At 62.8% G+C, this 21,847-nt stretch carries 22 protein-coding genes and 1 pseudogene; 12 read left to right on the top strand and 11 right to left on the bottom strand.

The genetic code is table 11. The features are described 5' to 3' along the window. A partial coding sequence (locus EN990_RS30150) for a TonB-dependent receptor (RefSeq protein WP_127388481.1) occupies positions 1–1,611 on the bottom strand: 1,611 nt, incomplete at its 3' end. 198 nt (positions 1,612–1,809) lie between these two features. Here EN990_RS30150 and hemP point away from each other — a divergent pair. From hemP to EN990_RS30125, 5 genes are read left to right on the top strand one after another with little or no spacing between them, the layout of a single operon-like run. Beyond that, a complete protein-coding gene (gene hemP, locus EN990_RS30145) occupies positions 1,810–2,016 on the top strand; it encodes a hemin uptake protein HemP (RefSeq protein WP_063168168.1) in 207 nt (68 codons plus the stop codon). A 23-nt stretch (positions 2,017–2,039) separates the two neighbouring features. Beyond that, on the top strand, positions 2,040–3,101 hold the full coding sequence (locus EN990_RS30140; RefSeq protein WP_127370105.1) for a hemin-degrading factor: 1,062 nt from the start codon (positions 2,040–2,042) through the stop codon (positions 3,099–3,101). An 11-nt stretch (positions 3,102–3,112) separates the two neighbouring features. Beyond that, positions 3,113–4,021: a hemin ABC transporter substrate-binding protein gene (locus tag EN990_RS30135; RefSeq protein ID WP_127370106.1), complete on the top strand. Its 909-nt coding sequence runs from the start codon at positions 3,113–3,115 to the stop codon at positions 4,019–4,021. 11 nt (positions 4,022–4,032) lie between these two features. Beyond that, entirely contained in the window at positions 4,033–5,130 is a 1,098-nt protein-coding gene (locus tag EN990_RS30130) for an iron ABC transporter permease (RefSeq protein WP_127388480.1), read from the top strand. A gap of 6 nt (positions 5,131–5,136) precedes the next feature. Next, a complete protein-coding gene (locus EN990_RS30125; RefSeq protein WP_127370314.1) occupies positions 5,137–5,928 on the top strand; it encodes a heme ABC transporter ATP-binding protein in 792 nt (263 codons plus the stop codon). 123 nt (positions 5,929–6,051) lie between these two features. Here EN990_RS30125 and rirA read toward each other — a convergent pair whose 3' ends face one another. Continuing rightward, entirely contained in the window at positions 6,052–6,516 is a 465-nt protein-coding gene (rirA, locus tag EN990_RS30120) for an iron-responsive transcriptional regulator RirA (protein ID WP_013531245.1), read from the bottom strand. A gap of 276 nt (positions 6,517–6,792) precedes the next feature. On the opposite strand from rirA, the gene EN990_RS30115 reads away from it, so the two are divergent. The 3 genes from EN990_RS30115 (at position 6,793) to EN990_RS30105 (ending at position 9,316) form a co-directional block, all read left to right on the top strand. Continuing rightward, the gene (locus EN990_RS30115) at positions 6,793–8,088 is read left to right on the top strand and encodes a DUF445 domain-containing protein (RefSeq protein ID WP_063168163.1); all 1,296 of its coding nucleotides are present in this window, start codon (positions 6,793–6,795) and stop codon (positions 8,086–8,088) included. Between the two features lie 111 nt (positions 8,089–8,199). Next, positions 8,200–8,628 carry a phasin family protein gene (locus tag EN990_RS30110; RefSeq protein ID WP_127369835.1) on the top strand — a complete coding sequence of 143 codons (429 nt, stop codon included), beginning with the start codon at positions 8,200–8,202 and terminating at the stop codon, positions 8,626–8,628. Positions 8,629–8,818: 190 nt separating this feature from the next. Continuing rightward, positions 8,819–9,316: a MaoC family dehydratase gene (locus EN990_RS30105; protein WP_013531248.1), complete on the top strand. Its 498-nt coding sequence runs from the start codon at positions 8,819–8,821 to the stop codon at positions 9,314–9,316. A 38-nt stretch (positions 9,317–9,354) separates the two neighbouring features. Here EN990_RS30105 and EN990_RS30100 read toward each other — a convergent pair whose 3' ends face one another. Next, positions 9,355–10,809, bottom strand: a complete 1,455-nt coding sequence (locus EN990_RS30100) for an MFS transporter (RefSeq protein WP_127369834.1) — start codon at positions 10,807–10,809, stop codon at positions 9,355–9,357. Positions 10,810–10,937: 128 nt separating this feature from the next. On the opposite strand from EN990_RS30100, the gene EN990_RS30095 reads away from it, so the two are divergent. Next, positions 10,938–11,831: a LysR family transcriptional regulator gene (locus tag EN990_RS30095; protein WP_013531250.1), complete on the top strand. Its 894-nt coding sequence runs from the start codon at positions 10,938–10,940 to the stop codon at positions 11,829–11,831. A gap of 49 nt (positions 11,832–11,880) precedes the next feature. Here the strand turns inward: EN990_RS30095 and cml are convergent, their stop codons facing one another. Next, positions 11,881–13,077, bottom strand: coding sequence for a CmlA/FloR family chloramphenicol efflux MFS transporter (gene cml / locus EN990_RS30090; protein WP_127369118.1), 1,197 nt, complete (start codon positions 13,075–13,077; stop codon positions 11,881–11,883). Positions 13,078–13,311: 234 nt separating this feature from the next. After that, positions 13,312–14,715 carry a PLP-dependent aminotransferase family protein gene (locus EN990_RS30085; protein WP_127369117.1) on the bottom strand — a complete coding sequence of 468 codons (1,404 nt, stop codon included), beginning with the start codon at positions 14,713–14,715 and terminating at the stop codon, positions 13,312–13,314. Between the two features lie 104 nt (positions 14,716–14,819). Here EN990_RS30085 and EN990_RS30080 point away from each other — a divergent pair, with 104 nt between their 5' ends. Then, positions 14,820–15,710, top strand: coding sequence for a DMT family transporter (locus tag EN990_RS30080; protein ID WP_027160452.1), 891 nt, complete (start codon positions 14,820–14,822; stop codon positions 15,708–15,710). Positions 15,711–15,728: 18 nt separating this feature from the next. Here the strand turns inward: EN990_RS30080 and EN990_RS30075 are convergent, their stop codons facing one another. From EN990_RS30075 to EN990_RS30065, 3 genes are all read right to left on the bottom strand, one after another. Continuing rightward, positions 15,729–16,769, bottom strand: a complete 1,041-nt coding sequence (locus EN990_RS30075) for a zinc-dependent alcohol dehydrogenase family protein (protein WP_127369115.1) — start codon at positions 16,767–16,769, stop codon at positions 15,729–15,731. Between the two features lie 118 nt (positions 16,770–16,887). Continuing rightward, on the bottom strand, positions 16,888–17,538 hold the full coding sequence (gene maiA, locus EN990_RS30070) for a maleylacetoacetate isomerase (RefSeq protein WP_024503824.1): 651 nt from the start codon (positions 17,536–17,538) through the stop codon (positions 16,888–16,890). A gap of 4 nt (positions 17,539–17,542) precedes the next feature. Beyond that, complete coding sequence (locus EN990_RS30065; protein WP_024503825.1) at positions 17,543–18,238, bottom strand: fumarylacetoacetate hydrolase family protein; 696 nt, start codon at positions 18,236–18,238, stop codon at positions 17,543–17,545. 175 nt (positions 18,239–18,413) lie between these two features. On the opposite strand from EN990_RS30065, the gene EN990_RS30060 reads away from it, so the two are divergent. Then, positions 18,414–19,097 (top strand): response regulator transcription factor, encoded by a 684-nt coding sequence (locus EN990_RS30060; protein WP_024503826.1) that lies wholly within the window; start codon positions 18,414–18,416, stop codon positions 19,095–19,097. A gap of 211 nt (positions 19,098–19,308) precedes the next feature. Here the strand turns inward: EN990_RS30060 and EN990_RS30055 are convergent, their stop codons facing one another. The 3 genes from EN990_RS30055 to EN990_RS35625 form a co-directional block, all read right to left on the bottom strand. Next, a complete protein-coding gene (locus EN990_RS30055; RefSeq protein ID WP_164754003.1) occupies positions 19,309–19,815 on the bottom strand; it encodes a GNAT family N-acetyltransferase in 507 nt (168 codons plus the stop codon). A gap of 237 nt (positions 19,816–20,052) precedes the next feature. Beyond that, positions 20,053–20,469 (bottom strand): hypothetical protein, encoded by a 417-nt coding sequence (locus EN990_RS30050; RefSeq protein WP_127370482.1) that lies wholly within the window; start codon positions 20,467–20,469, stop codon positions 20,053–20,055. 32 nt (positions 20,470–20,501) lie between these two features. Continuing rightward, entirely contained in the window at positions 20,502–21,434 is a 933-nt protein-coding gene (locus tag EN990_RS35625) for an RHS repeat-associated core domain-containing protein (RefSeq protein ID WP_164766179.1), read from the bottom strand. 89 nt (positions 21,435–21,523) lie between these two features. Between EN990_RS35625 and EN990_RS30040 the strand changes: the two are divergent. Continuing rightward, positions 21,524–21,823 (top strand): annotated as a pseudogene (locus EN990_RS30040) (response regulator transcription factor); the annotation flags it as partial. Between the last annotated feature and the right edge of the window lie 24 nt (positions 21,824–21,847).

Raw genomic sequence — 21,847 nt, 5'->3', positions numbered from 1 at the left:
ATCGCCGGCTTCGAGGATGTCGTTCTGCTTGTAGTTGACGCCGAACTCGGTCGTCTTGCCGGTTTCCGGCCGCAGATTGGGATTGGGCAGGAACGGAAAGCTGACGCCTGCCGGATGATTGCCGCTGATCAGCGTCTCGGTGATCGATGGCGAGCGATAGCCCTCGGCATAGGTGCCATAAAACTGAAGGCCGGCAAGGCCTGCGGATTCGAACGGGGAGACGCCGACGGTGATGCGCGGCGATACCCTGTCGCCGGAAATGTCGTGGGTGTCATCCTTGAGGCTGTAGTTGTCGTAACGCAGCCCGGCGATGACTTCGAGCCACTCCCAGGTGAGCTTGTCCTGGACATAGGCGCCCGAAACGTTGCGCTTGCCCGAAGGCGTGTAGAAACTGTCGCCACCAGCCGCGCCGCCTGTCTTGACATTATCGCCGGCCCAGTCGCCGCCATAGGTCAGCTCGTGCGCGATCCCACTCGTCTCGAACCGGGACGTGTTCCAGATGTCGATGCCGGTGGTGCCGACGTCGAATGTCGACTGCGATCCCGCCGGCAAGACAACGGGAAGGCCGGTGACCGGATCAAAGCGGTTTTGCGGGACAAGGCTGGTCAGATCGAGGTTGGTCTTGTTGTAGGAGGTGTTGATGTGGAGATCGAGCCAGCTCTTGTCCTCATCCGTGATGTTGTAGCGCGCCGTGAAGGTGTTCGACTTCAGGTCGACGTCATTGACCGGCGCACCGCCGCTGATCTCGTTCCAGCCATCGCTTGAGCCGACCCAGCCGAGCTTCAGTTCGCTGTTGTCGGTCGGGCGTATGCTGGTCTTGAGCAGTCCGCTCAGCACGTCGAAGCCGGTGCCCTTGACGGTGTCGCCGCCGCCATCCTTGTAGTCGTCATAGTCGCGGTAGACGATGTTGCCCAGCACGTCCCAATTCTCGTTAATGCGGTAGGCGCCGGATGCACTTGTGGTCCAGCCCTTGCCGTTGCTCTCATAGCGTCCCGTGACGGAACCGGCCCATGTTTCGTCAGGCTTGAGGAAATCCTCGGCATCCTTGGTGTCGAAGAAGACGACGCCGCCGATGGCGCCCGAGCCGTAGGTGTTGGCTACAGGACCACGGATAACATCCACGGATTTGACGAGTTCGGGGTCGATGTAGAAGGTCGACTGCGTGCCGTGGTCGGAGCGCTGGAAATTCTGTCGTGCGCCGTCGACGATGACTGCGACGCGACCGAAATCCTGCAGGCCGCGGATGTTGATGCTGGTGCTGACGCGCCTGGCGTCGGCCTGCGCCGCGACACCGGGCACGCCGAGCAGCATCTCATTGGGCGTCGTCGCCATGCGGCGGTCGAGCTGTTCCTGGCCGATATGGCTGGCCGATGCCAGCGATTCGATCGCCGTCTCGCCGGTGCGGCTGATGACGAGGATCTTGTCGAGCAGCGTTGCTCCCGCTGGTGCTGCCTTTTCCTCTTCAGCCTTCTTCGTTTGATCTGTCGTCTGCGCCGCCTGCTGGGCGTTGGCCAGTTGCGCCGATAAGGCAATCGCCGCCACACTTGCCAGCAATGCCGCCGCGCCGTTCGCCGCCGACCGGCCGCGCCATTCCCAAGTCACAAACCCCATGCCCCAACTCCAAAGTCCAGGTTTCATGCTGGCTGGCCCGGGGCTGGCTGGCATTTTTGATCGTCGCCGACGTCTTAAATGTTGACTCATTTAATCCGGTATTGCACTGACTAGTAAACATGATTATTCAAGTCAAGAAATGAATCGGATTACGCAACGCCTAGCCAGACGCCCGGCACAGGAAAGGGATCCATCCAGATGAACACCCACAATCCCAACGATTTTCGCTATCGCGTCCGCCGTCCCGACGATGCCTCCCCCCATTTCGACCGGGTTCCGCTGGCGGTACGAACCCTTTCCAGCAACACCCTGTTCCAGGGCGAGCACGAGATAGGCATCGAGCATCACGGTGCACTCTACCGGCTGAAGATCACCCGCCAGGGCAAGCTCATTCTCAACAAGTAAGACAAGGCAACAGGGACCGAGACATGGATCAGCGCGTAAAATCCGCCCCGCATGAAATCCGGCGGGCACGGACAGACAATCCGAAGACGCGCGAGCGTGATCTGGCTGCCCATCTCGGCATTTCGGAAGCCGAACTGGTCGCGGCGCATTGCGGCGACGGCGTCGTCCGCATCGAGCCGCGCGTCAACGATCTTCTGACCGGCCTCGAGGCCGTCGGCGAGGTCATGGCGCTGACCCGCAATGAAAGCGCGGTGCACGAGAAGATCGGCGTCTATGACAAGGTCGTCACCGGCACCCACAATGCCATGGTGCTTGGCGAAAACATCGACTTGCGCATCTTCCCGAAGGTCTGGGCACACGGCTTTGCCGTCGAGAAGCGCGACGGCGACGAAATCCGCCGCAGCCTCCAGTTCTTCGATGCGGCAGGCGAGGCCGTGCACAAGGTGCATCTGCGGCCGGCCTCCAGCCTCTATGCCTATCAGAAGCTGGTCGCCGCGCTCGAATCGTCCAACCAGGAACCGACGGTCGACATCTCGGGGCCACTCCCCGATGACGAGATCCATGGCGACGGAGCGGCCGCCAATCTCGACGATCTGCGTGACCGCTGGAGCCGGCTGACCGACGTGCACCAGTTCTTTGGTATGCTGAAGACGCTGAAACTAAGCCGCCGGCAGGCGGTGCGCCTGGTTGGGCAGGACTATGCCTGGCAGCTCGACAATGAGGCGGTCCGGGCCATGTTTCATCATGCCGCGGAGGGCGAGATGCCGATCATGTGCTTTGTGGGAAACCGCGGCTGCATCCAGATCCATTCCGGTCCGATCAAGTCGATCAAGCCGATGGGACCATGGATCAACGTGCTGGACGAAACCTTCCACCTGCATCTGCGCACCGACCACATCCACGAGGTCTGGGCCGTGCGCAAGCCGACCAAGGACGGTCATGTCACCTCGCTCGAGGTCTATGACGCCGACGGCAAGATGATCATCCAGTTCTTCGGCAAGCGTCATGAAGGCGAAAGCGAGCGAGACGACTGGCGCTTCCTGGCGGAAAACCTGCCGCGCATCCCAAGCCCGACCGCAGCCTGAGAAAAAATGCTATGAGTGTTTTCCCAAAATTGTCGGCTGTGCGCGGATCTATTTTGGGGCCGGTGATCGGTCTCTCCATGGCTGCTATCGCACTGCAACCCGCCAGCGCCGCGGATGGCACGGCCGTGTTTGCCGATCCTTCAAAGATCGTGGCCATTGGCGGCTCGATCACCGAGATCGTCTATGCTCTCGGCCAGGAAAAGCATCTGGTGGCACGCGATTCCACCAGCCGGTTCCCAAAGGCGGCGCTTGAGCTGCCCGATGTCGGCTATATGCGCGCGCTGTCGCCGGAGGGTGTGCTGTCGGTCGACCCGACCGGCATCCTGGCGCTGCATGGCAGCGGCCCCAAGGAAGCAGTCGATGTCTTGAAGAAGACGAGCGTGCCGTTCATCGAGGTGCCCGAGCACTACAGCCACGAAGGCATTCTCGAGAAGGTCCGCATCGTCGGCAAGGCGCTCGGCGTCGACGCCAAGGCCGAGGTGCTGGCCAAGGAGCTCGATGCCAAGCTCACGGCCGCCGAGAAGCAGACGGCTTCGATCAAGGAGCGCAAGCGCATCCTGTTCGTGCTGTCGATACAGGGCGGCAAGATTCTGGCGGCCGGCAGCGAGACCGCCGCCGACGGCATGGTCAAGCTGGCCGGCGGCGTCAACGCGGTCGAGGGCTTTTCCGGCTACAAGCAGATGTCCGACGAGGCGATCATAACCGCCAGGCCTGACGTGATCCTGATGATGAGCAATGCCGGGCCTCCGGTTTCGGACGACGAACTGTTCGGCAATCCATCGATCGCCTCCACGCCGGCCGGAACGGCGCACAAGCTGATCCGCATCGACGGCGCCTATCTGCTCGGCTTCGGGCCGCGCACGGCTGATGCCATCCACGACCTCGCTGTCTCGCTTTATGGCGGGCAGGTCACGGACTGAGCAGGCAGATCATGGTCGATCAATCGATCGCCGGCCCGGTGATGGCAAGCGTATCCGAAGGCGACCGGTCGGGCCGCGCCCGCATCGTCATCCTTCTGCTGTGCCTGGGGCTCGCGGCTGCCGTTTTTCTGTCGCTGACATCGGGGGCTTCGGACGCATCGGCCGCCAACGTCATCGGGGGCTGGCTGTTCGGCGCAGTGCCTGACGACGCCGCGTTGAGCGCCCGCGACAGCCTGATCGTCTATGACATCCGCCTGCCGCGCGTCATCCTCGGCATGCTGGTCGGCGCGGCGCTCGCCGTCTCCGGCGCGGTCATGCAGGGGCTGTTCCGCAATCCGCTGGCGGACCCCGGCCTGATCGGCGTCTCGGCCGGCTCCAGCCTCGGCGCGGTTGCCGTCATCGTGCTCGGCGCGACGATATTGGCTCCGGTGACAGCCTTGCTCGGCACGCTTGCCCTGCCGCTGGCGGCCTTCTGTGGCGGGCTCGCCACCACGCTGATGCTCTATCAGGTCGCGACGCGGCGGGGGCAAACCTCGGTTGCCACAATGCTGCTCGCCGGCATCGCGCTGGCGGCGCTCGCCATGGCGCTGACCGGCATCCTTATCTTCATGGCCGACGATCGCCAGTTGCGCGACCTGACCTTCTGGCAACTCGGATCGCTCGGTGGTGCGACCTGGGCGAAGATCGCGTCGGTAGGGCCGATCATCGTCCTGGCGCTGGCGGCGATGCCGTTCCTGGCACGCGGCCTCAACGCGCTGGCGCTTGGCGAGGCGACCGCCGGCCATCTCGGCATTCCGGTGCAGCGGCTGAAATACACGGCCATCGTCGGCGTCTCCGCCGCGGTCGGCGCATCCGTCGCCGTCAGCGGCGGCATCGGCTTCGTCGGCATCGTGGTGCCGCATCTGCTGCGCCTGCTGATTGGTCCGGACAATCGCTATCTGCTGCCGGCGTCGGCGCTGCTCGGCGCCTCGCTGCTGCTTCTGGCCGATGCGGTCGCACGCACTATCGTTGCGCCGGCCGAACTGCCGATAGGCATCGTCACCGCGGTAGCGGGCGCGCCGTTCTTCCTTTGGATCCTGCTGCGCAAGCGCGGCGTGGTTGATTTGTGAGGCTTGATGATCGAGGCAAAGGATGTTTCGGTTGATATCGCCGGCAAGCCTATCGTCAGTGGTGTCGATTTCCACGCGCGGCCCGGCGAGATCGCCGCCATCGTCGGCCCCAATGGTTCGGGCAAGACGACCTTCCTCAAAGCGCTCTCCGGCGAGCTCGCCTATACCGGCCGCGTTGCCCTCAACGGCCGAGATCTCTCGCCGATGAAGCCGGCCGAGGCAGCCGTCCATCGCGCGGTGCTGCCGCAGGCGACGACGCTGTCGTTCCCGTTCACCGTGCGGGAAGTGGTCAAGCTTGGTCTTGTCGGCGGCCGTTCGGGCGCCTTGCCGGGCGAGGATGCGCGGCTGCCGGAACGGGCGCTGGCGCGTGTCGATCTCGACGGCTTTGCCGGCCGTTTCTACCAGGAGCTTTCCGGCGGGGAGCAACAGCGCGTTCAGTTGGCGCGCGTGCTGTGCCAGGTCTGGGCGCCGGTGCTCGACGGCAAGCCGCGCTTTCTGTTCCTCGACGAGCCAGTGTCCAGCCTCGACATCAAGCACCAGCTGATCATCATGAACATTGCCCGCGACTTCGCCAGAAGGGGCGGTGGCGTGGTCGCCATCCTGCATGACCTCAATCTGACGGCCATGTATGCGGAGCGGATCTTCGTCATGCATCGCGGCCGGCTGGCCGCCGCCGGATCGCCGCGGGACGTGCTGAGCGATGATCTGATCGAGAAAGTGTTCGACTGCCGGCTCAGGGTCGGCGTGCTGCCGGCGGGCAATATGCCGTTCGTGCTGCCGCAGTCGGCGGTCTATTGATATTCAGGTGAGGCCGGGCCTGCGAATGGCGGTTTCCTGGGCTTCTCCCGCCAATTGTCGAAGTCGGCGCCGCCCCTCATTGCCCTGCCGGGCATTTCTCTCCGTAGAACGGGGAGAAATACGCTAGGCAGCCGGGGCGCGGCGCTCCATCAGCATGTCGATGCCGAGCAGGTTGCGTACATTCGGCCGCGCCGCTACCAGATCGGCGATCGTATAGCGGGCGAGCACTGCGAAAAACGCATTCAGGGCCTCGCGCAGCGCCGAGTTCAGCGCGCAGCTGTCGACGAGCGGGCATTCGGCGGCATCGTTCTCGAAGCATTCGGCCATGGCGAAGCTCTCTTCCGTCACGCGCACGACATCGAACAGGCTGATGGCTTCGGCCGCCCGGCCAAGTTTGACGCCGCCATTCCTGCCACGCACGGTCTGGACGAGGCCGTGCTCGACCAGCGGCTGCAGGATCTTGAACAGGAAAAGCTCCGACACCGAATAGGCGGCCGCGATCTCGGGAATACGGCTCAATCGGTCGTCATTTGCCGCGCAATACATCAAGATGCGCATGGCATAGTTGGTCTGGCGCGTAAGCCGCATATTGTCCTCACAAGGCACTGGGGCGGTGCAACCCACGCCAGATCTGGAAATTTTGCTGATGCGGCTTTGACCCGAAATTCCGGATTCGCCACATTGGCCCAGGCGGAATATGGCCTATACCTTGGAATAATTCCAGACTAGCTTGGCGCGATAGATGAATTTTCTCCTCAACTTTGTGTGCGCAGCCGGGCAAGATGCCGGGCGAAACCGGCTGTCGCGGGTATTTCGGCCGTCGGAACACTAGATAGGCTGAGATCGACGAGGAGCGGCTCACCCATGTCACAATCGGCTTCGCCCTTGACGCCGGTCCGTTTCGATGCCGAAGCGGATGCGAAGCTTTCCGCGTTGCGGCGGACGAAATTCCTCGCGGCGGCCGCGCTGGCGCTTTGCGTACTGGTGTTTGCGCTCGCCAAATCGTTCGAGCACATCCATGCGTGGCTCGGCTTCGTCGCTGCCTTTGCCGAGGCGGCGACCATCGGCGGCCTCGCCGACTGGTACGCGGTGGTGGCGCTGTTTCGAAGGCCGCTGGGGCTGCCGATCCCGCACACCGCCATTATCCCCGAGAACCAGAACCGCATCGCCGACAATCTCGGCCGCTTCATCGAGGTCAACTTTCTGGCGCCCGAACCGGTGCGTGAAAAGCTTGCCGAGGTCGATTTTTCGGCGCTGGTCGCCGATTGGCTGGCCGATACGGAGCGCGCCGCCGGCCTGTCGCGCTTCATCGTGCGGCTGGTGCCGCAGACGCTTGCGGCGATAGAGCAATCCGGCCTGCGCGGCTTCGTCACCAGCCGCATGCTCGAACAGATCGAAAAGGTGCCGCTGGCGCCGCTGGCCGCCGAACTGCTCTCGGCGCTTACCGATGATCGCCGCCATCAGAAATTGTTCGACGAATTCACCAAGGTGATCGGGCGGTTCCTCAATGACGAAAAAGCGCTGGCAACGATGCGCGAAAAAATCCGCGAGGAACTGCCGTCGCTGTTCAACCTGTTCCGCGCCGACGCCTATCTCCTGAAGAAGATCGTCGCCTCGGCGGGCTCGCTGCTCGACGAAGTGAGGGCCGATCCCGACCACCCGCTGCGCGCCGAATTCGACAGCTTCGCCCAAGGCTTCATCGATAAGCTGAGGACATCGAAACAATACGCCAAACGGGCCGAAAAGCTGAAGCGCGACTTCCTGGGCCGGCCGGAGGTCAAGGGATTGGCCGGCGACATGTGGGCAAGCCTCAGCCAGTTCATCGAGCAGGATGCCAAGGCGCCGAATTCGGTCATCCGTGCGCACCTCGCCAACATGTTCGTCGAGGTCGGCCGGCATCTTGCCGGCGATGCGCAGATCCGGGCCGACATGAACCAGGGGTTCGTGGTGGCGCTGGCGTCGTTCGTGGAGAGCCAGAAGGCCGGCGTGTCGACATTCATCGCCGACCAGGTCAAACGCTGGGACCTCGCGCAACTGACGCGGCTGATCGAGATGAACATCGGCCGGGACCTGCAGTACATCCGCTTCAACGGCATGATCATCGGCGGCCTCGCCGGTGTCGTGCTCTATGTGGCCGAGCGGCTGTTCCTCGTGAATTGATGCGCGGCCAGACTGGCGCTCATTCCTCCGCGTCCGAATGGACTCACGGCACGCGAGTGTTATTCTCCATCCGAGGGTGCCCGCATCCGCGGCAAAGGGGAGCAAACAAGCATGGCAAAACAACCGGAATCCGATTCCTTCATGGACATGTTCGGCAGGTTCGGCCGCGACCTGAAGGTGCCGAATGTCGATGTCGAGGCGATCCTCGCCCATCATCGCAAGAACCTCGAAGCGCTGGAGAAATCTGCACGAGCCGGTGCCGCCGGCGCCACCTCGCTGTTGTCCCGGCAGCGCGAGATGCTGCAGGATACGCTGCGCGAGGTCACCGAGATGGCGCAAAGCTACAGGGCGCCGGGCAATCCGCAGGAACTGATGGCCAAACAGACGGAGTTTGCCAGAAAGTCCTTCGAGGCCGCGTTGAAAAATGCCGGCGAAGTGGCTGAACTGGTCAAGAAATCCGGTGCCGAATCGGTCGACATCCTGCGCACCCGCATCAAGGAGGCGATGGAGGAAATCCGCGCCGGCTACGAGAAGAAGTAGCGGATGTGGCCGGGACCGGTTCATGGCTGCCGGCCGCCCTGAAGCCCGGAAAGCCCGAGTTGGCCTGCGACTGCGCCGGCGGCGTGGCTCGATTGCGGCCGAGATCGACGGAACGGATTCGCGCAGAGCGAATTGACAGAGGCCGTCAGTTCGTGGTCCGGAGGCTCTGGAAGCGATCGGGAAACCAGGAATGAACGAAATACGGCCTAAAACGCCGCCTACCTACGAGCAGTTGAGGACGATGGCCGGGCTGGAACTCGGCGTGTCGGAGTGGACGACGGTCGACCAGAACCGCATCGACCAGTTCGCTGAATGCACCGGCGACCATCAATGGATTCATGTCGACCCTGAAAGGGCGCGGCGGCAAAGCCCGTTCCGCACGACGATCGCGCATGGCTATCTGACGCTGTCGATCATCGGCGCGCTGGCGCTCGGCATGGGCATCGTGCCCGAGAATACGCAGGCCGCCTTCAATTATGGCTTCGACAAAGTACGCTTCCTGGCGCCGGTCAGGGTCGGCGCCCGCATCAGACTGCGCATCACGCTGCTGTCCATGGAGGACAGGGGCCCGGGCCAGTATCTGATGAAGGCGGCCAACACGGTCGAGATCGAAGGCGAGGAAAAGCCTGCCTTGACGGCGGAAACGCTGGTCATGCTCTATGAACGCCGCAAGCGGGCAGGTGCCTGAGCCTGTTTGGAAATTCTACTCTCTGAGCGGTGTGCGCGTCACGAAGCCCTGGATTCTGCGCGGCCTGTGGCGCGGGCCGAGAGCAGTGCGAGGAACAGCGCAGCCAGCGCCAGCACCGTCGCCGTCTGAAAGGTGACCTGCATTCCCCGGGCGGCGGCCTCGGAACTCAGAAGACCAATGCCTTCGTGCCCTTCGGCCGATGCGACGGCGAATATAGCGCCCATCAACGAGGCGCCGGTGATGAGCCCGAGATTGCGCGAAAGGTTGAGCAGACCGGAGACGACGCCGCGCTGACCCGCGTCAACGCCGGTCATGACGGCTGCATTGTTCGACGTCTGGAACAGCGCGTAGCCGATGCAGGTGACGGTGATCGCAACGACATAGCCGGCAATGCCGAATCTGGTCACGGCGAGCGACAGCAGGAACGTGCCTGTCGTGAGGCTGAGCAGGCCTGCGACCATCATCCTATGAGCGCCGAAGCGGTCGGTCAGGCGTCCGGCCACCAACGCCGACAAGGTCGAGACGAGCGGGCCGGTCGACAGCACCGCACCCACCATTGCAGCATCCAGCCCGAGCCCGCGCGACAGGTAGAACGGAGCCACCACCAGCGTCGCCATCATCACCGTGGCGACGACGAGGCTCATGGCGAGACTGGCACTCAGCTGAAGATCGCGGAAGCTGGCAAGCCGGATCAAGGGGTTTTTCACTCTCGCCTGCGCGGCGGCGAAAAGAAAAACGCCGGTGCCGGCGGCGATCAGCAGGCCGATGTTGAGCGTGCCGAAATTGCCTCTGCCCAGCGTCATCGCCAGCGCATAGGCGGCCAACGTCAGGGCCAGCAGGGCGGTGCCCACGACATCGAACGTGCCTCGGTCGAGCCGCGCGGTTTTATTGCGTGCCGGCAGGGCACGCCAGGCAAGAGCGAAGGTGAGCACTCCCAGCGGGACATTGACGAGGAAGATTGCCCGCCAGCCGAAGCCGGTGATCAAAAGGCCGCCGAGCGAGGGGCCAAGTGTCGTGCCGATCGCGGACATGGCGCCGAGCAGGCCCATGGCGCCGCCGATTCTGTCTTTGGTCACGGTTTCGGCGACGAAGGCCAGCGTCAGCGCCATCATCAGCGCTGCGCCAAGTCCCTGCACGGCGCGTGCGGCAATCAGCAGCCAGAGTGTCGGCGCCAGGCCGCAGAGCACCGATGCGGACGTGAACAGCGCGATGCCCCCAAGCAGCAACGGTCGGCGCCCGAACATGTCGGCCAGCCGGCCGACGCTGACGATCAGTGTGGTGATGGCGAGGAGATAGGCCAGAACAACCCATTGCACGGCTTGGAACGTCGCGCCGAAATTCTGCATCAGCGACGGCAGCCCGACGCTGGCAATGCTGGTTCCCAGCGACGACAGCAGTGTGGCGAGCGACAGGCTTGCCAACGCCCAGCCGGCGGATTGCATCCGTGGTGGCGCCGATGTCAGCGCGTCCGGATTTTGCTCAGCGATTGCCACGGCGGTCTCCTTCCATCAGTCCCACAACCGGAACTGCTGGAGATCTAGTTCCTTGGCCAATGTGGCGGAAGGCGCAGCATTTGCATCTTATTCGTGCGTTTGGCGCCATATCATGTCATGATCTGCCGATGACATCACCCGATCTCAACTTACTGTTCGCTCTCGACGTCCTGCTGACCGAAGGCAGCGTGGCGCGCGCCGCCAGCCGCCTACGCCTCAGCCCTTCGGCGATGAGCCGCACGCTGGCGCGACTGCGCCAGGCGACGGGCGATCCGCTGCTGGTTCGCGCCGGTCGAGGCCTTGTGGCGACGCCGCGTGCGGAAGAACTGCGACAGCAGGTAGGCCGTGTCGTCCAGGATGCGGAGGCGATCCTGCGCCCTGCCACCTTGCTCGATCTCCCGAACCTGGACAGGGTCTTCACGCTGCGCACCAATGAGAGCTTCGTCGAAGAGTTCGCACCTCGTCTCGTTGCCCGTATCCAGGCCGATGCGCCCGGCGTGCGGCTGCGCTTTGCACCGAAGTCCGACCGGGACGTCATGTCGCTGCGCGACGCGGCGATCGATCTGGACATAGGCGTCGCTGGCGAGACCGGCCCGGAGGTGCGCATCCAGGCGTTGCTTCGCGACCGCTTCATCGGCGCTGTGCGAACGGGCCATCCCTTGACCGAGGGCGCGGTGACGCCTGAGCGCTATGCCGCAGGCCGACACATCAGCGTTTCACGGCGTGGCCGCGAGAAAGGGCCGATCGACGAGGCTTTGAACCGGCTCGGGCTGCGGCGGACCGTCGTGTGCATGGTTTCCGGTTTCTCGGCAGCCCTTGCCATGGCCCGCACATCAGACCTGATCGCCAGCGTTCCGGAGCGGCATACCGAGGGCGCACGCGCCGGCATGCGCAGTTTTCCCCTGCCGGTTGCCACCGCGGAAGTCACTATCTCCATGCTCTGGCATCCGCGCCTCGATGCCGATCCGGCGCAACGCTGGTTGCGCGACTGTGTGCGGGAGGTGTGTGCGGCGTCGCGCTGACAACGATGAGAAGCCTGCGCCAACCGCCCAGGCTTCTCATCTGTCCAGTCTATTCGGTTTGGCGTTTCTGCAAATGCCTCAGTGCGCTTAGTGTGAGCGTCGCCATGACCGAACAGTAGGCGACCAGCGGCCACGCCGTGTCTCCGCCGAGCAGGACGACGAACAACGTGCCGAAGATGCCGACGACAAGGCTCTGGATGCAGAAGTAGAGTGCGACTGCGGTTCCCGCGACATCGCCAAACGCCTCGAGTGCACCGTTTGCGGTGACTGAGACGATGAAGACGATACCCACGGCAACGACCCACATCGGCAAGATAAATGTCGCGAAGGACGGCTGTGCGAACAGTTGCCCCACTGCCAATAGCGCCGCGCCGAACAGCAGCATCGCCATGCCCCTGATGGCACTGCCGGCGATGCCCCAGCTTGCAATGAACCTTCTGGCGAAGCGGGTGGTGACGATCATCACCAGCGCCGCGGTGGCGAAAGCTAGACTGAAGCCGAACTGTGAAAAACCGGCGCGATCCATGAGCACCCGTGGCGCAGTCGAAAAGAACACGAAGAAGGCGCCCATGGCGGCACTGAATGCAAGCGTGTAGGTCCAGAAGGCAAGACTGGAGAGAATGGGTCGAAGCGCCATTCGCCTGGTATCGCCATTCGAGGGGCGGGTTTCGTGCCATTTCGGCCATGCGTTGAGGGTAGCTGCCGTGGCCAGGACTCCGAGCGTCAGGAAGATCGCCCGCCAGCCGAAATTGTCGGCAATCAACGCACCGGCAACCGGCCCCAACGCCGGCACGAAAGCCAACATCGAGCTGAACAGGCCGTAAATGACGGCACTTTCGGCTCTTTGCGCATAGGCGTCGCGAACCGTTGCGAAGGTTGCAACGAGAATGGCGGACGCACCAATGGCCTGCACGACGCGCAGGACGACGAAGACAGCGGCCAGCGAGGTGCTGGCGAGCAGAAAGGAAGCGCCTGAAAACAAAAGCGCGCCACCGATCAGCACCGGGCGCCTGCCGATCCTGTCGGAAATCGGGCCGAAGACGACTTGGCCGAGCCCAAGACAGATCATGTAGAGGCTCAGCGTCAGCTGGATGACATCAGGCGATGTCTCGAGGATCCCCGGCATCGCCGGGACAATCGGGAGGTAGATGTCCATGGCCAGCGAGGCCAGGATGTCGAAGGGCGCCATCAGCATCATGGCTGCTGGCAGGGAAGTGGTCCATGTCGGGTTTTTTGGAAAAGGCATGATTGAACATCCGCTCAAATGGCTACATTTGGCGGCGATCTGCCGTTCTCAATGAAGATGGGAAATGACGGGCCGCCGCAACAACGAAGTGCTGTTGCGGCCTACTTGTCTGCTGACTTGCTGGTTCCCATAAACGCTATCCCGGAAAATGATGGCGCGAATATTCTCTCGAGTGCGCTCCCGTTTCCCTAGCAGCCGAAGGTTGCACAGGCAACAGGATCAGCTTGATGCGCGTCAACGCGCCATCGCCGCCTCGAGCACCCTGAAAATCCGCTCGTCCGCGCATTGGGCAACGTTGAAGCGCAGGAAACGGCCAGCCGTTCCGGACAGGCTGAATGCGTTGCCGGGCGCCAGCACGATGTTGTCGGCCAGAGCGCGGCGGGCGACTTCGGCCGCATCGACGCCGTCCGGCAGGCTGCACCACAGGAAGAGGCCAGCCGGCTGGTCGATCCACGGCGTGATGCCGATCGCTTTCAGGTGGGCGGCCGTCTCGCCCATGGCGCGCGCAAGCTTCGCGCGCAGCAAATCCATGTGCTTGCGGTAGCTGCCGTCCTTCAGCAACGTCAGCACCAGTTCGGCTGCGAGCCGGCCGCCGCCGAAGGTCGTGGCGATCTTGAGGTCGGTCAGGGGCTCGATCCAGTCGTGCGGTGCGGCGATGAAGCCGCAGCGAACCGATGCCGACAGTGTCTTGGAGAAGCTGCCGATATGGACAACGCGGTTGAGACCATCGAACGCCGCCAGCCTGGGGGCGGGCGCATGTTCGAAATCGGCGAAGATGTCGTCCTCGACAATGGTCAATTGCGATTGATCGGCGAGTTTCAGCAGCCGGTGCGCGGTGACTGGCGACAGCACCGCGCCGGTCGGATTGTGGATGCCGGAATTGGTGATGTAGAGGCGTGGCCGATGCTCGGCCAACGCCTGCGCGAACAGATCGATATCCGGCCCCGACGGCGTGTAGGGAACGCTGACGACCTTGGCCCGGTGAGCGCGCAACAGGGCGTGGAAGTTGAAGTAGCAGGGGTCGTCGACCAGCACGGTGTCGCCGGGCTCGATCAGGAACCGGCACAGGAGGTCGATGGCCTGCGTACCTGATTCCGTCAGCATGATCTGCTCGGGCGAGGCCTCGATGCCATGCCCGGCCATGCGCCGCGCCAGCAATTGCCGCAGCGGTGGCAGGCCGAGCGGCGTGCCGTAATCGGCCAGTGCGACATCGTCGGCACGCGCCACCGTGCGCAGCGCCCGGCGCAGCCCTGCCTGTGGCATCCATGAAGCGGGCAGCCAGCCACAGCCGGGCTTCAGCATGTCATCGCCGGCCTCCAGGGACTGTCGCGAGATCCAGAGCGGATCGACGGCGCGGTCGAGGCGGGGGCCGATTTCGGCCAGCGACAGCGGCGCCAGCGATCCGGCGGCATAGAAGCCGGAGCCCGGCCGCGAGCGGATCGCGCCTTCGGCGGCGAGCCGCTCATAGGCTTCGACCACGGTGGATTTGGACACTCGCATGGATTTGGCAAAGGCGCGGATCGACGGCAATTGCCCTCCCGGCGTCAGGCTGCGCGCCGCGATCCGCTGGCGGATCGTCGCCATGACGCCTTCGACCAGCGTACCGCCGCTCTCGCTTCCTGTAGTCTGCTTGTCCATCCGTACTGCTCTGCTGACCATGACAGTTTTGCATAATTGTACCGCATTGTCTCTGGCGATACTACCGGCTCCGCGCGATACGGAGCCGACAAACGGAGCATACGATGGACAAGACCGCGAGTGGCTGGATGAATGGATTCATCGGCGTGTTGATCTTCAGCGGCTCGCTGCCGGCGACGCGGGTGGCGGTCAGGGAATTCGATCCGACATTCCTGACCTCGGCCCGAGCGGCGATTGCCGGCTTGCTTGGCCTTGCGCTGCTGCTCCTGTTTCGGCAGAAACGCCCGGAGCGCGGCGATCTGCTGTCGCTGGTGATCGTGGCACTTGGCGTGGTTGTCGGCTTTCCCTTGCTGACCGCGCTGGCGCTGAAGCACGTCACCACGGCCCATTCCATTATCTTCGTCGGCCTGCTGCCGCTGGCCACTGCGATATTCGGGGTGCTGCGCGGCGGCGATCGGCCGCGCCCGGCGTTCTGGTTGTTTTCATGCATAGGCAGTGCGCTGGTCGCGGGCTTTGCGCTGACGCAAGGCGTGACGGCCTCGCCGGTCGGCGACGGTCTGATGCTGGCTGCCATCATCGCCTGCGGCCTCGGCTATGCCGAGGGCGCCGCGCTGTCGCGCAGGCTCGGCGGCTGGCAAGTGATCTGCTGGGCGCTGGTGCTGTCGCTGCCGGTCATGCTGGTGCTGACGCTGATGACCATGCCGCCGTCGTTCGACGGCGTCGGCGTCAGTGCGTGGATGGGGCTTGCCTATGTCTCGCTGTTCAGCATGCTGATCGGCTTCGTGTTCTGGTATCGCGGGCTGGCGCAAGGCGGCATCGCCGCGGTCGGACAGTTGCAGCTGCTGCAGCCATTCTTCGGACTGGCACTGGCAGCGACGCTGCTGCACGAGCAGGTCAGCCCGCTGATGGTGGTCGTTACGCTTGGCGTCGTGCTTTGCGTCGTAGGCGCCAAGCGATTCGCAAAGCAGGAATTGCCACGACGCGCGATCGCCTGACGACGGTGCCGTCCTCGCCTAAAACTTCGTGACCACCCCAATCCCAATGCCCTCGAAGCCGCCCATCGCCATCAAGGCTGCGGGCGCCTCGTCGAGGCTGATCCTCTTGCCGACCAGCAGTTCGGGCTTCAGCTTGCCGTGGCGGATCATCTCCATCATCGCGGGGTAGCGATAGGCCTGCATGCCGTGACTGCCGAGGATTTCGAGTTCGAAGGCGATCACCTTGTCCATCGGCACCTGCGGCCGGGCGTGTTCGCCCAACATCAGGCCGACCTGCACATGGCGGCCGCGCCGACGCAGATTGGCGATCGAGTTGAACGAGGTGGTCGGGTGGCCGAGCGCGTCCATCGACATATGCGCGCCGCCATTGGTGATCTGCTTGACCGCCTTGACCACGTTCGGCGTCGTAGATGCATTGATGGTGGCGACGGCGCCGATCTTTTTGGCGAAATCCAGTTTCTCGTCGGTGAGATCGATGGCGATGACATTGGCGCCCATGGCGCTGGCAATCATAATCGCCGACAGGCCGACGCCGCCGCAGCCATGCACCGCGACCCATTCGCCCGGCTTCACCCGGCCCTGGTCGACAATGGCTCGAAACGAAGTGACGAAGCGGCAGCCGAGGCTGGCGGCGGTGGCGAATTCCATCTCGTCGGGCAGGCGCACAAGATTGGTGTCGGCATGTTCGATGGCGACATATTCGGCAAACGAGCCCCAGCCGGTGAAGCCAGGCTGTGTCTGGTGCTCGCAGACCTGGTGATTGCCCGAATTACACTCGAAGCAGCGGCCGCAGCCGACGGCGAACGGCACTGTGACGCGCTCGCCGGCCTTCCAGCGCGTGACCTGCTTGCCCGCGGCGACGACGATGCCGGCAAGTTCGTGGCCCGGCACGTGCGGCAGCGTGATGCCTTCGTCATGACCCATCCAGCCATGCCAGTCGCTGCGGCACAGACCGGTCGCCTCGACCTTGATGACGACGCCATCGGCTGCCGGCTTCGGATCAGGAACGGTCTGGATCCTCGGCGCTTCGCCGAATTTCTCGAAGACGACGGCTTTCATCGGCAACACCACCTTTCACACGGCCTGCGGGAAACGATAGCCGATTCCCTATCCGGTCAAGCGAAAATCGATTCCGCCAGCCATACTGTTCCGGTGCCGACGCTACGCAGATGACGCCTTATTCCGCGTCGATCTGGTTCTGGGGCGCCGCTTTCTGGAAGGCCGGCAGCGCCATGCAGGCGGCGTTGATGCGCGCGATCGTCGGGTAGGGCGTCAGATCGACGCCAAAGCGGGCATTGCTGGCAATCTGTGCGGCGAGGCAGATGTCAGCCAGACCCGGCGCGTCGCCATGGCAGAATGTTCCGGTCTCCGCCGACAAGGCCAGGATCTTTTCAAGCGGCTGAAAGCCCTCGTTCACCCAGTGGCGGAACCAGTTGACGACGTCCTCGTCGCCGGCGCCGAACAGCGTGCGCAGCGAGGTCAGCACGCGCAGATTGTTCACCGGGTGGATGTCGCAGGCGATCATCTGCGCCAGCATTCTGACCCGTGCCCGACCGGCCGCATCCCCTGGCAATAGCGGTGGTTCCGGGCTGGTCTCGTCGAGGAATTCGATGATCGCCAGCGATTGCGTCAGCAGCGTGCCGTCGCCGAGCACCAGCGCCGGCACCAGCCCTTGCGGATTGACCGCGAGATAGGCTGGTTCGAGGTGCTCGCCATGGCGCAGATGATGCGGGATATAGTCGTAGCTCAGCCCCTTCATCTCCAGCGCGATCCGCACCCGGTAGGAGGTGGAGGAGCGATAGTAGTTGTGCAGGACGAGTTTGCTCATGCGCTCACTTCGGCTGGCCGATGGTTATTTCGATGGTGCCGATGCCGTCGACGCCGCCGGTCATCGTGTCGCCGGGGCCAACCGCGCCGACGCCTGCTGGCGTACCGGTGAAGATCAGGTCGCCGGGCTCGAGCTCCATCGCCTCGCTGCAGATCGACACGATATCCGGTATCGGCCAGATCAGTTCGGCGAGGTCGGCATCCTGCCTGACCTTGCCGTTGACGGCGAGCCAGATGCGGCCCTTCTGTGGGTGGCCGGATTCGTGCGCTTGCACCAACGGGCTGCAAGGGGCGGAGCGGTCGAAGGCCTTCGACCAGTCCCAGGGCCGGGCGGCCTTCTTGGCCTCGTCCTGCAGGTCGCGGCGGGTGAGGTCGATGCCGACGCCGTAGCCCCAGACATGGTCCAGCGCCTTGTCGCGGGGAATGCGGAAGCCGGCTTTGCCGATCGCGGCCACCAGTTCGATCTCGTGGTGCAGATTGGCCGTCAGCGGCGGGTAGGGGATAGCGGTGCCGGAATCGACCACCGCGTCGGCCGGCTTGGTGAAGAAGAAGGGCGGATCACGCTCGTCATTGCCGAATTCGCGGGCATGCGCCGCGTAGTTGCGGCCGACGCAGTAGATACGGCGCACCGCAAAACGATCGGACGAGCCGGCAACGGCCACCGATGCGGTTGCGGGCAGGGGAAGGACGAATTCTGTCATCAAGGGTCTCTGCTTGGTTGCCGGAACATTCGACCGATTTGGGGGCCTGGACAAGGCGATTTGGTCGAGAAAGTGCCGGCGGCACTTTCCGCCGGAGATGGCGATATACTATTTGGCAATAATCTGGCCATGGTGGAGAGGTTATTCTAATCGCTCACGAACTGAAATGAACCCCATGACCGCAACCCACGATCGCGCCCGGTTTCTGATCATCGACGACCATCCGCTGTTTCGTGAGGCGCTGCACAGCGCCGTGCAGATGGCCTATCCGGAAGTCGACACGGTGGAGGCGCGCTCGATCACCGAGGCGCTCGATCTTCTGGCCGATGCCAAGCCGTTCGACCTCGCGCTTCTCGACCTCTCGATGCCCGACGTGCACGGTTTTGACGGCCTGCTGCAACTCCGGACCCGCTATCCGCGCCTGCCCGTGGTGATCGTCTCTGGTTACGAGGAGCCGAAGATCATTTCCGAAGCGCTGTCCTATGGCGCTGCCGGCTTCATCCCGAAATCGGCGCGCAAGAGCGACCTCGCCGCAGCCATCCGCTCGGTGATGGAAGGCGCGATCTATGTGCCGGAGACCTATGAAGGCCGGCCGCCGGACGCCGACAGCGCCGACCGCGCCGACATGGTGCAGCGCCTGTCGACGCTAACGCCGCAGCAACTGCGCGTGCTGCAGATGCTGCGCCAGGGCCTGCTCAACAAGCAGATCGCCTACGAGCTGCAGGTGGGAGAGACCACGGTGAAGGCGCATGTCTCGGAGATCCTGCGCAAACTCAATGTCTACAGCCGCACGCAAGCGGTGATCGAGGTGTCGAAGCTGGACAATGCGGAGTTGTTTCGCGATCAGGCTGGGTTTTGAGCTTTTACCCTCCTCCTTGTGGGGAGGGTCGATCCGCGAAGCGGAGCGGGGTGGGGGTCTGCGCCGCACCCCACCCCGGCGCTCCGCGCCGACCCTCCCCATCGAGGGGAGGGTAACCCATCATGCGCCGCGCTTTATAATGGCGGGCGAACATAGCAAATGGTGCACTGTCACCGTAATTCTGTCACCGAAATTCGTTCACCGTCAACGCTCATGACAGCGAAAGCCTCATCAGCGGGCGGGCCGCATCGCGGTGCGCGACGGCTTGAAACCCTGCGCTCTCGAAGGTCGATACATACCCACTACCCGTTGCGCTCGGCGACTTGCCGCCATCGAGCGGCATCGCCTCGATCGCCTTCGCGCCATGTCGTCTTGCGTGAGCGATGCTCGCCTCGATCAGCGTTCGCGTCATCCCGCGGCGACGATAGCCCTTGCGGACGTAGAAGCAGGAGATGAACCATGTCTCTTCCCTGCGATCTTCTGCCCCGATCCATCTTTTCTTCAGGTAAGGCACGGCTTCGATGGGCGTGATTTGGCACCACCCGACGGCCATTTCTCCATCGAAGGCCAAAAGGCCCTGAGGCACATCGCCCGATAGCGCCGCTTGCTGAAATTCGTGCCGATTCCGATCGGGCGGCTGCTTTCGGTAAGCCGGGCCGATCCTGCCATACATGCACCAGCAACGACCGACAGGCCCGCTCGCCGAAAACAGATCCACGAGTGCCGGCCAATTCTGTCGAGAAAGCGGTTCGACTCGAAAGCTCATTGCCCACAAACGCCGACAGTCGCCATCGGGTTCGGTTGCCGCGCAGCAATGTCCGCTTTCTCGTCCATCGCGACGGCGCCGAAGCGGAGCTGTTTCGCGATCAGGCCGGGTTTTGGGTTCGCCCAAAGCGATGGTCAAGCGAGCGTGGTTAAAAGTGCACTGTCACCGCAATTCGCAATTGCCAGAAAGTCAGTCCATTTTTCGGTTCGAAAGTGCGTTAAAAACATTGTTGTAGACGTTGCTAATTTCCCAGCCCCTACTCTCAAAATAACTCTCAACAACCTCAAGGACCCAATTCGCGAACTCAGGTCCGTCCATCCACCTTTTCCTCACTACAAGACCCCAGAGTAGAAAAATAAATCTACGGTCGTATGAATATTCGTGGGATATCTTCCGGGAAAATAAATCAACGAATTCGCCGTATTTTTCCTTAGAATCCTCATCAAATTCAGATTTCAAGTTTGAACGTATGAAATCCAAAAATACAGAGTATCTCAATCTTTCTACTTCAGAAATGCCAATATCGATTGCCGCGAGAATTTCTGCGACAGTTTCTCTGACAACGATCTCGATAGGAAATTTACCTACTATATCTACTATATCCACTTTTTGTTTTCCCGTTACGACCCATCGCCGGCTTAATATTTGACGCCCAGAGAATTCATCACGCTGCGACACGATGAACACGGTCCCATTTGCGCCCCTGTCGGTCCAGGCAGGGTCCTGCCGATGGATGCGGTACCTACCGACAGGTTCTGGGGGTTTTCTCCTGCATTCATTGCTTTTGATATAGCGTCAATTTCGCCGCAACAGCCATGCGCTTGTGATTTTTGTGTCACATTTGCGAGCGCCTCGTCCACTGTCGAATTTGTTGATCGCTGAACCCCAAGTTTTTCAGCGGCCCGCAAACTTAGTCCTGGATAGGCAGCGCCGGTTTCGGACGATACCGCGAATGATGCCGCTCCCTGCTTAACCCCCAAAGATTCGGCAGAGAGCGCCGCTTTTGACGCAAGTGTTTTGGCTATCGTCAACTCAGAAACGGTAGCGAGCGCCTTAACCCCAAGCCCGCCTGGTATGACGCCAAAAACGCCATCAGCTGTATCGGCTCTTCCTGATCTGCTAAGGTTGTATTTTCCCAAGGCCTTTCGGGTAACTTCCGGTGAAGCGCCATCTAATACGCTGAGGTCACCGTCGGCGTTTCGGAGAGCTGACGCCAGCCTGTCCGCTTGCTTGTCCTGTTCACGGGCTTGCTTCTCTGCCGCCGCTCTGTCCTTGGCGACTTGCGCGGATGATGGTGTGCTAGCGACGTGCCCGTTGTTGTCGGCGTTATTGACCGGATCGTTCTGGGCATACGCATACCGGTTGGTGCCGACGCCTGCTTTGGTCGGATCCCAGTCATCCGGTGAAATAAACCGCCCCAGCACCGGGTCCATGTACCGAGCATTGAGATACAGCAGGCCGGTCTCGGGATCGAAGCGTTCGCCGATGTAGTTCTTCTGCGTCTGGAAGCCGGTGTTGAGGCTTTCGCCATAGGTGGCGTAGCTGGTGGCGTCGACGACGGTGCCCGACATGTCGGTGACTTGGCGCACCGAGGCGAGATGTTCGCGGTGCAGGAAGTATTTGGTGGTGTCGACGACCTTGATGTCGGGATGCGGATAGCGCGATCTATGTGCCGGAAACCTATGAAGGCCGGCCGCCGGACGCCGACAGCGCCGACCGCGCCGACATGGTGCAGCGCCTGTCGACACTGACGCCGCAACAGCTGCGCGTGCTGCAGATGCTGCGCCAGGGCCTGCTCAACAAGCAGATCGCCTATGAGCTGCAGGTGGGCGAAACCACGGTGAAGGCGCATGTCTCCGAAATCCTGCGCAAGCTCAATGTCTACAGCCGCACGCAAGCGGTGATCGAGGTTTCGAAGCTGGACAATGCGGAGTTGTTTCGCGATCAGGCTGGGTTTTGAGCTTTTACCCTCCTCCTTGTGGGG

The sequence above is a fragment of the Mesorhizobium sp. M7A.F.Ca.US.005.03.1.1 genome (assembly GCF_003997975.1).
Classification (GTDB): Bacteria; Pseudomonadota; Alphaproteobacteria; order Rhizobiales; family Rhizobiaceae; genus Mesorhizobium; species Mesorhizobium ciceri.
The sequence above is the reverse complement of the archived record's forward strand: the minus strand, read 5'-3'. Positions and strand labels throughout refer to the sequence as shown.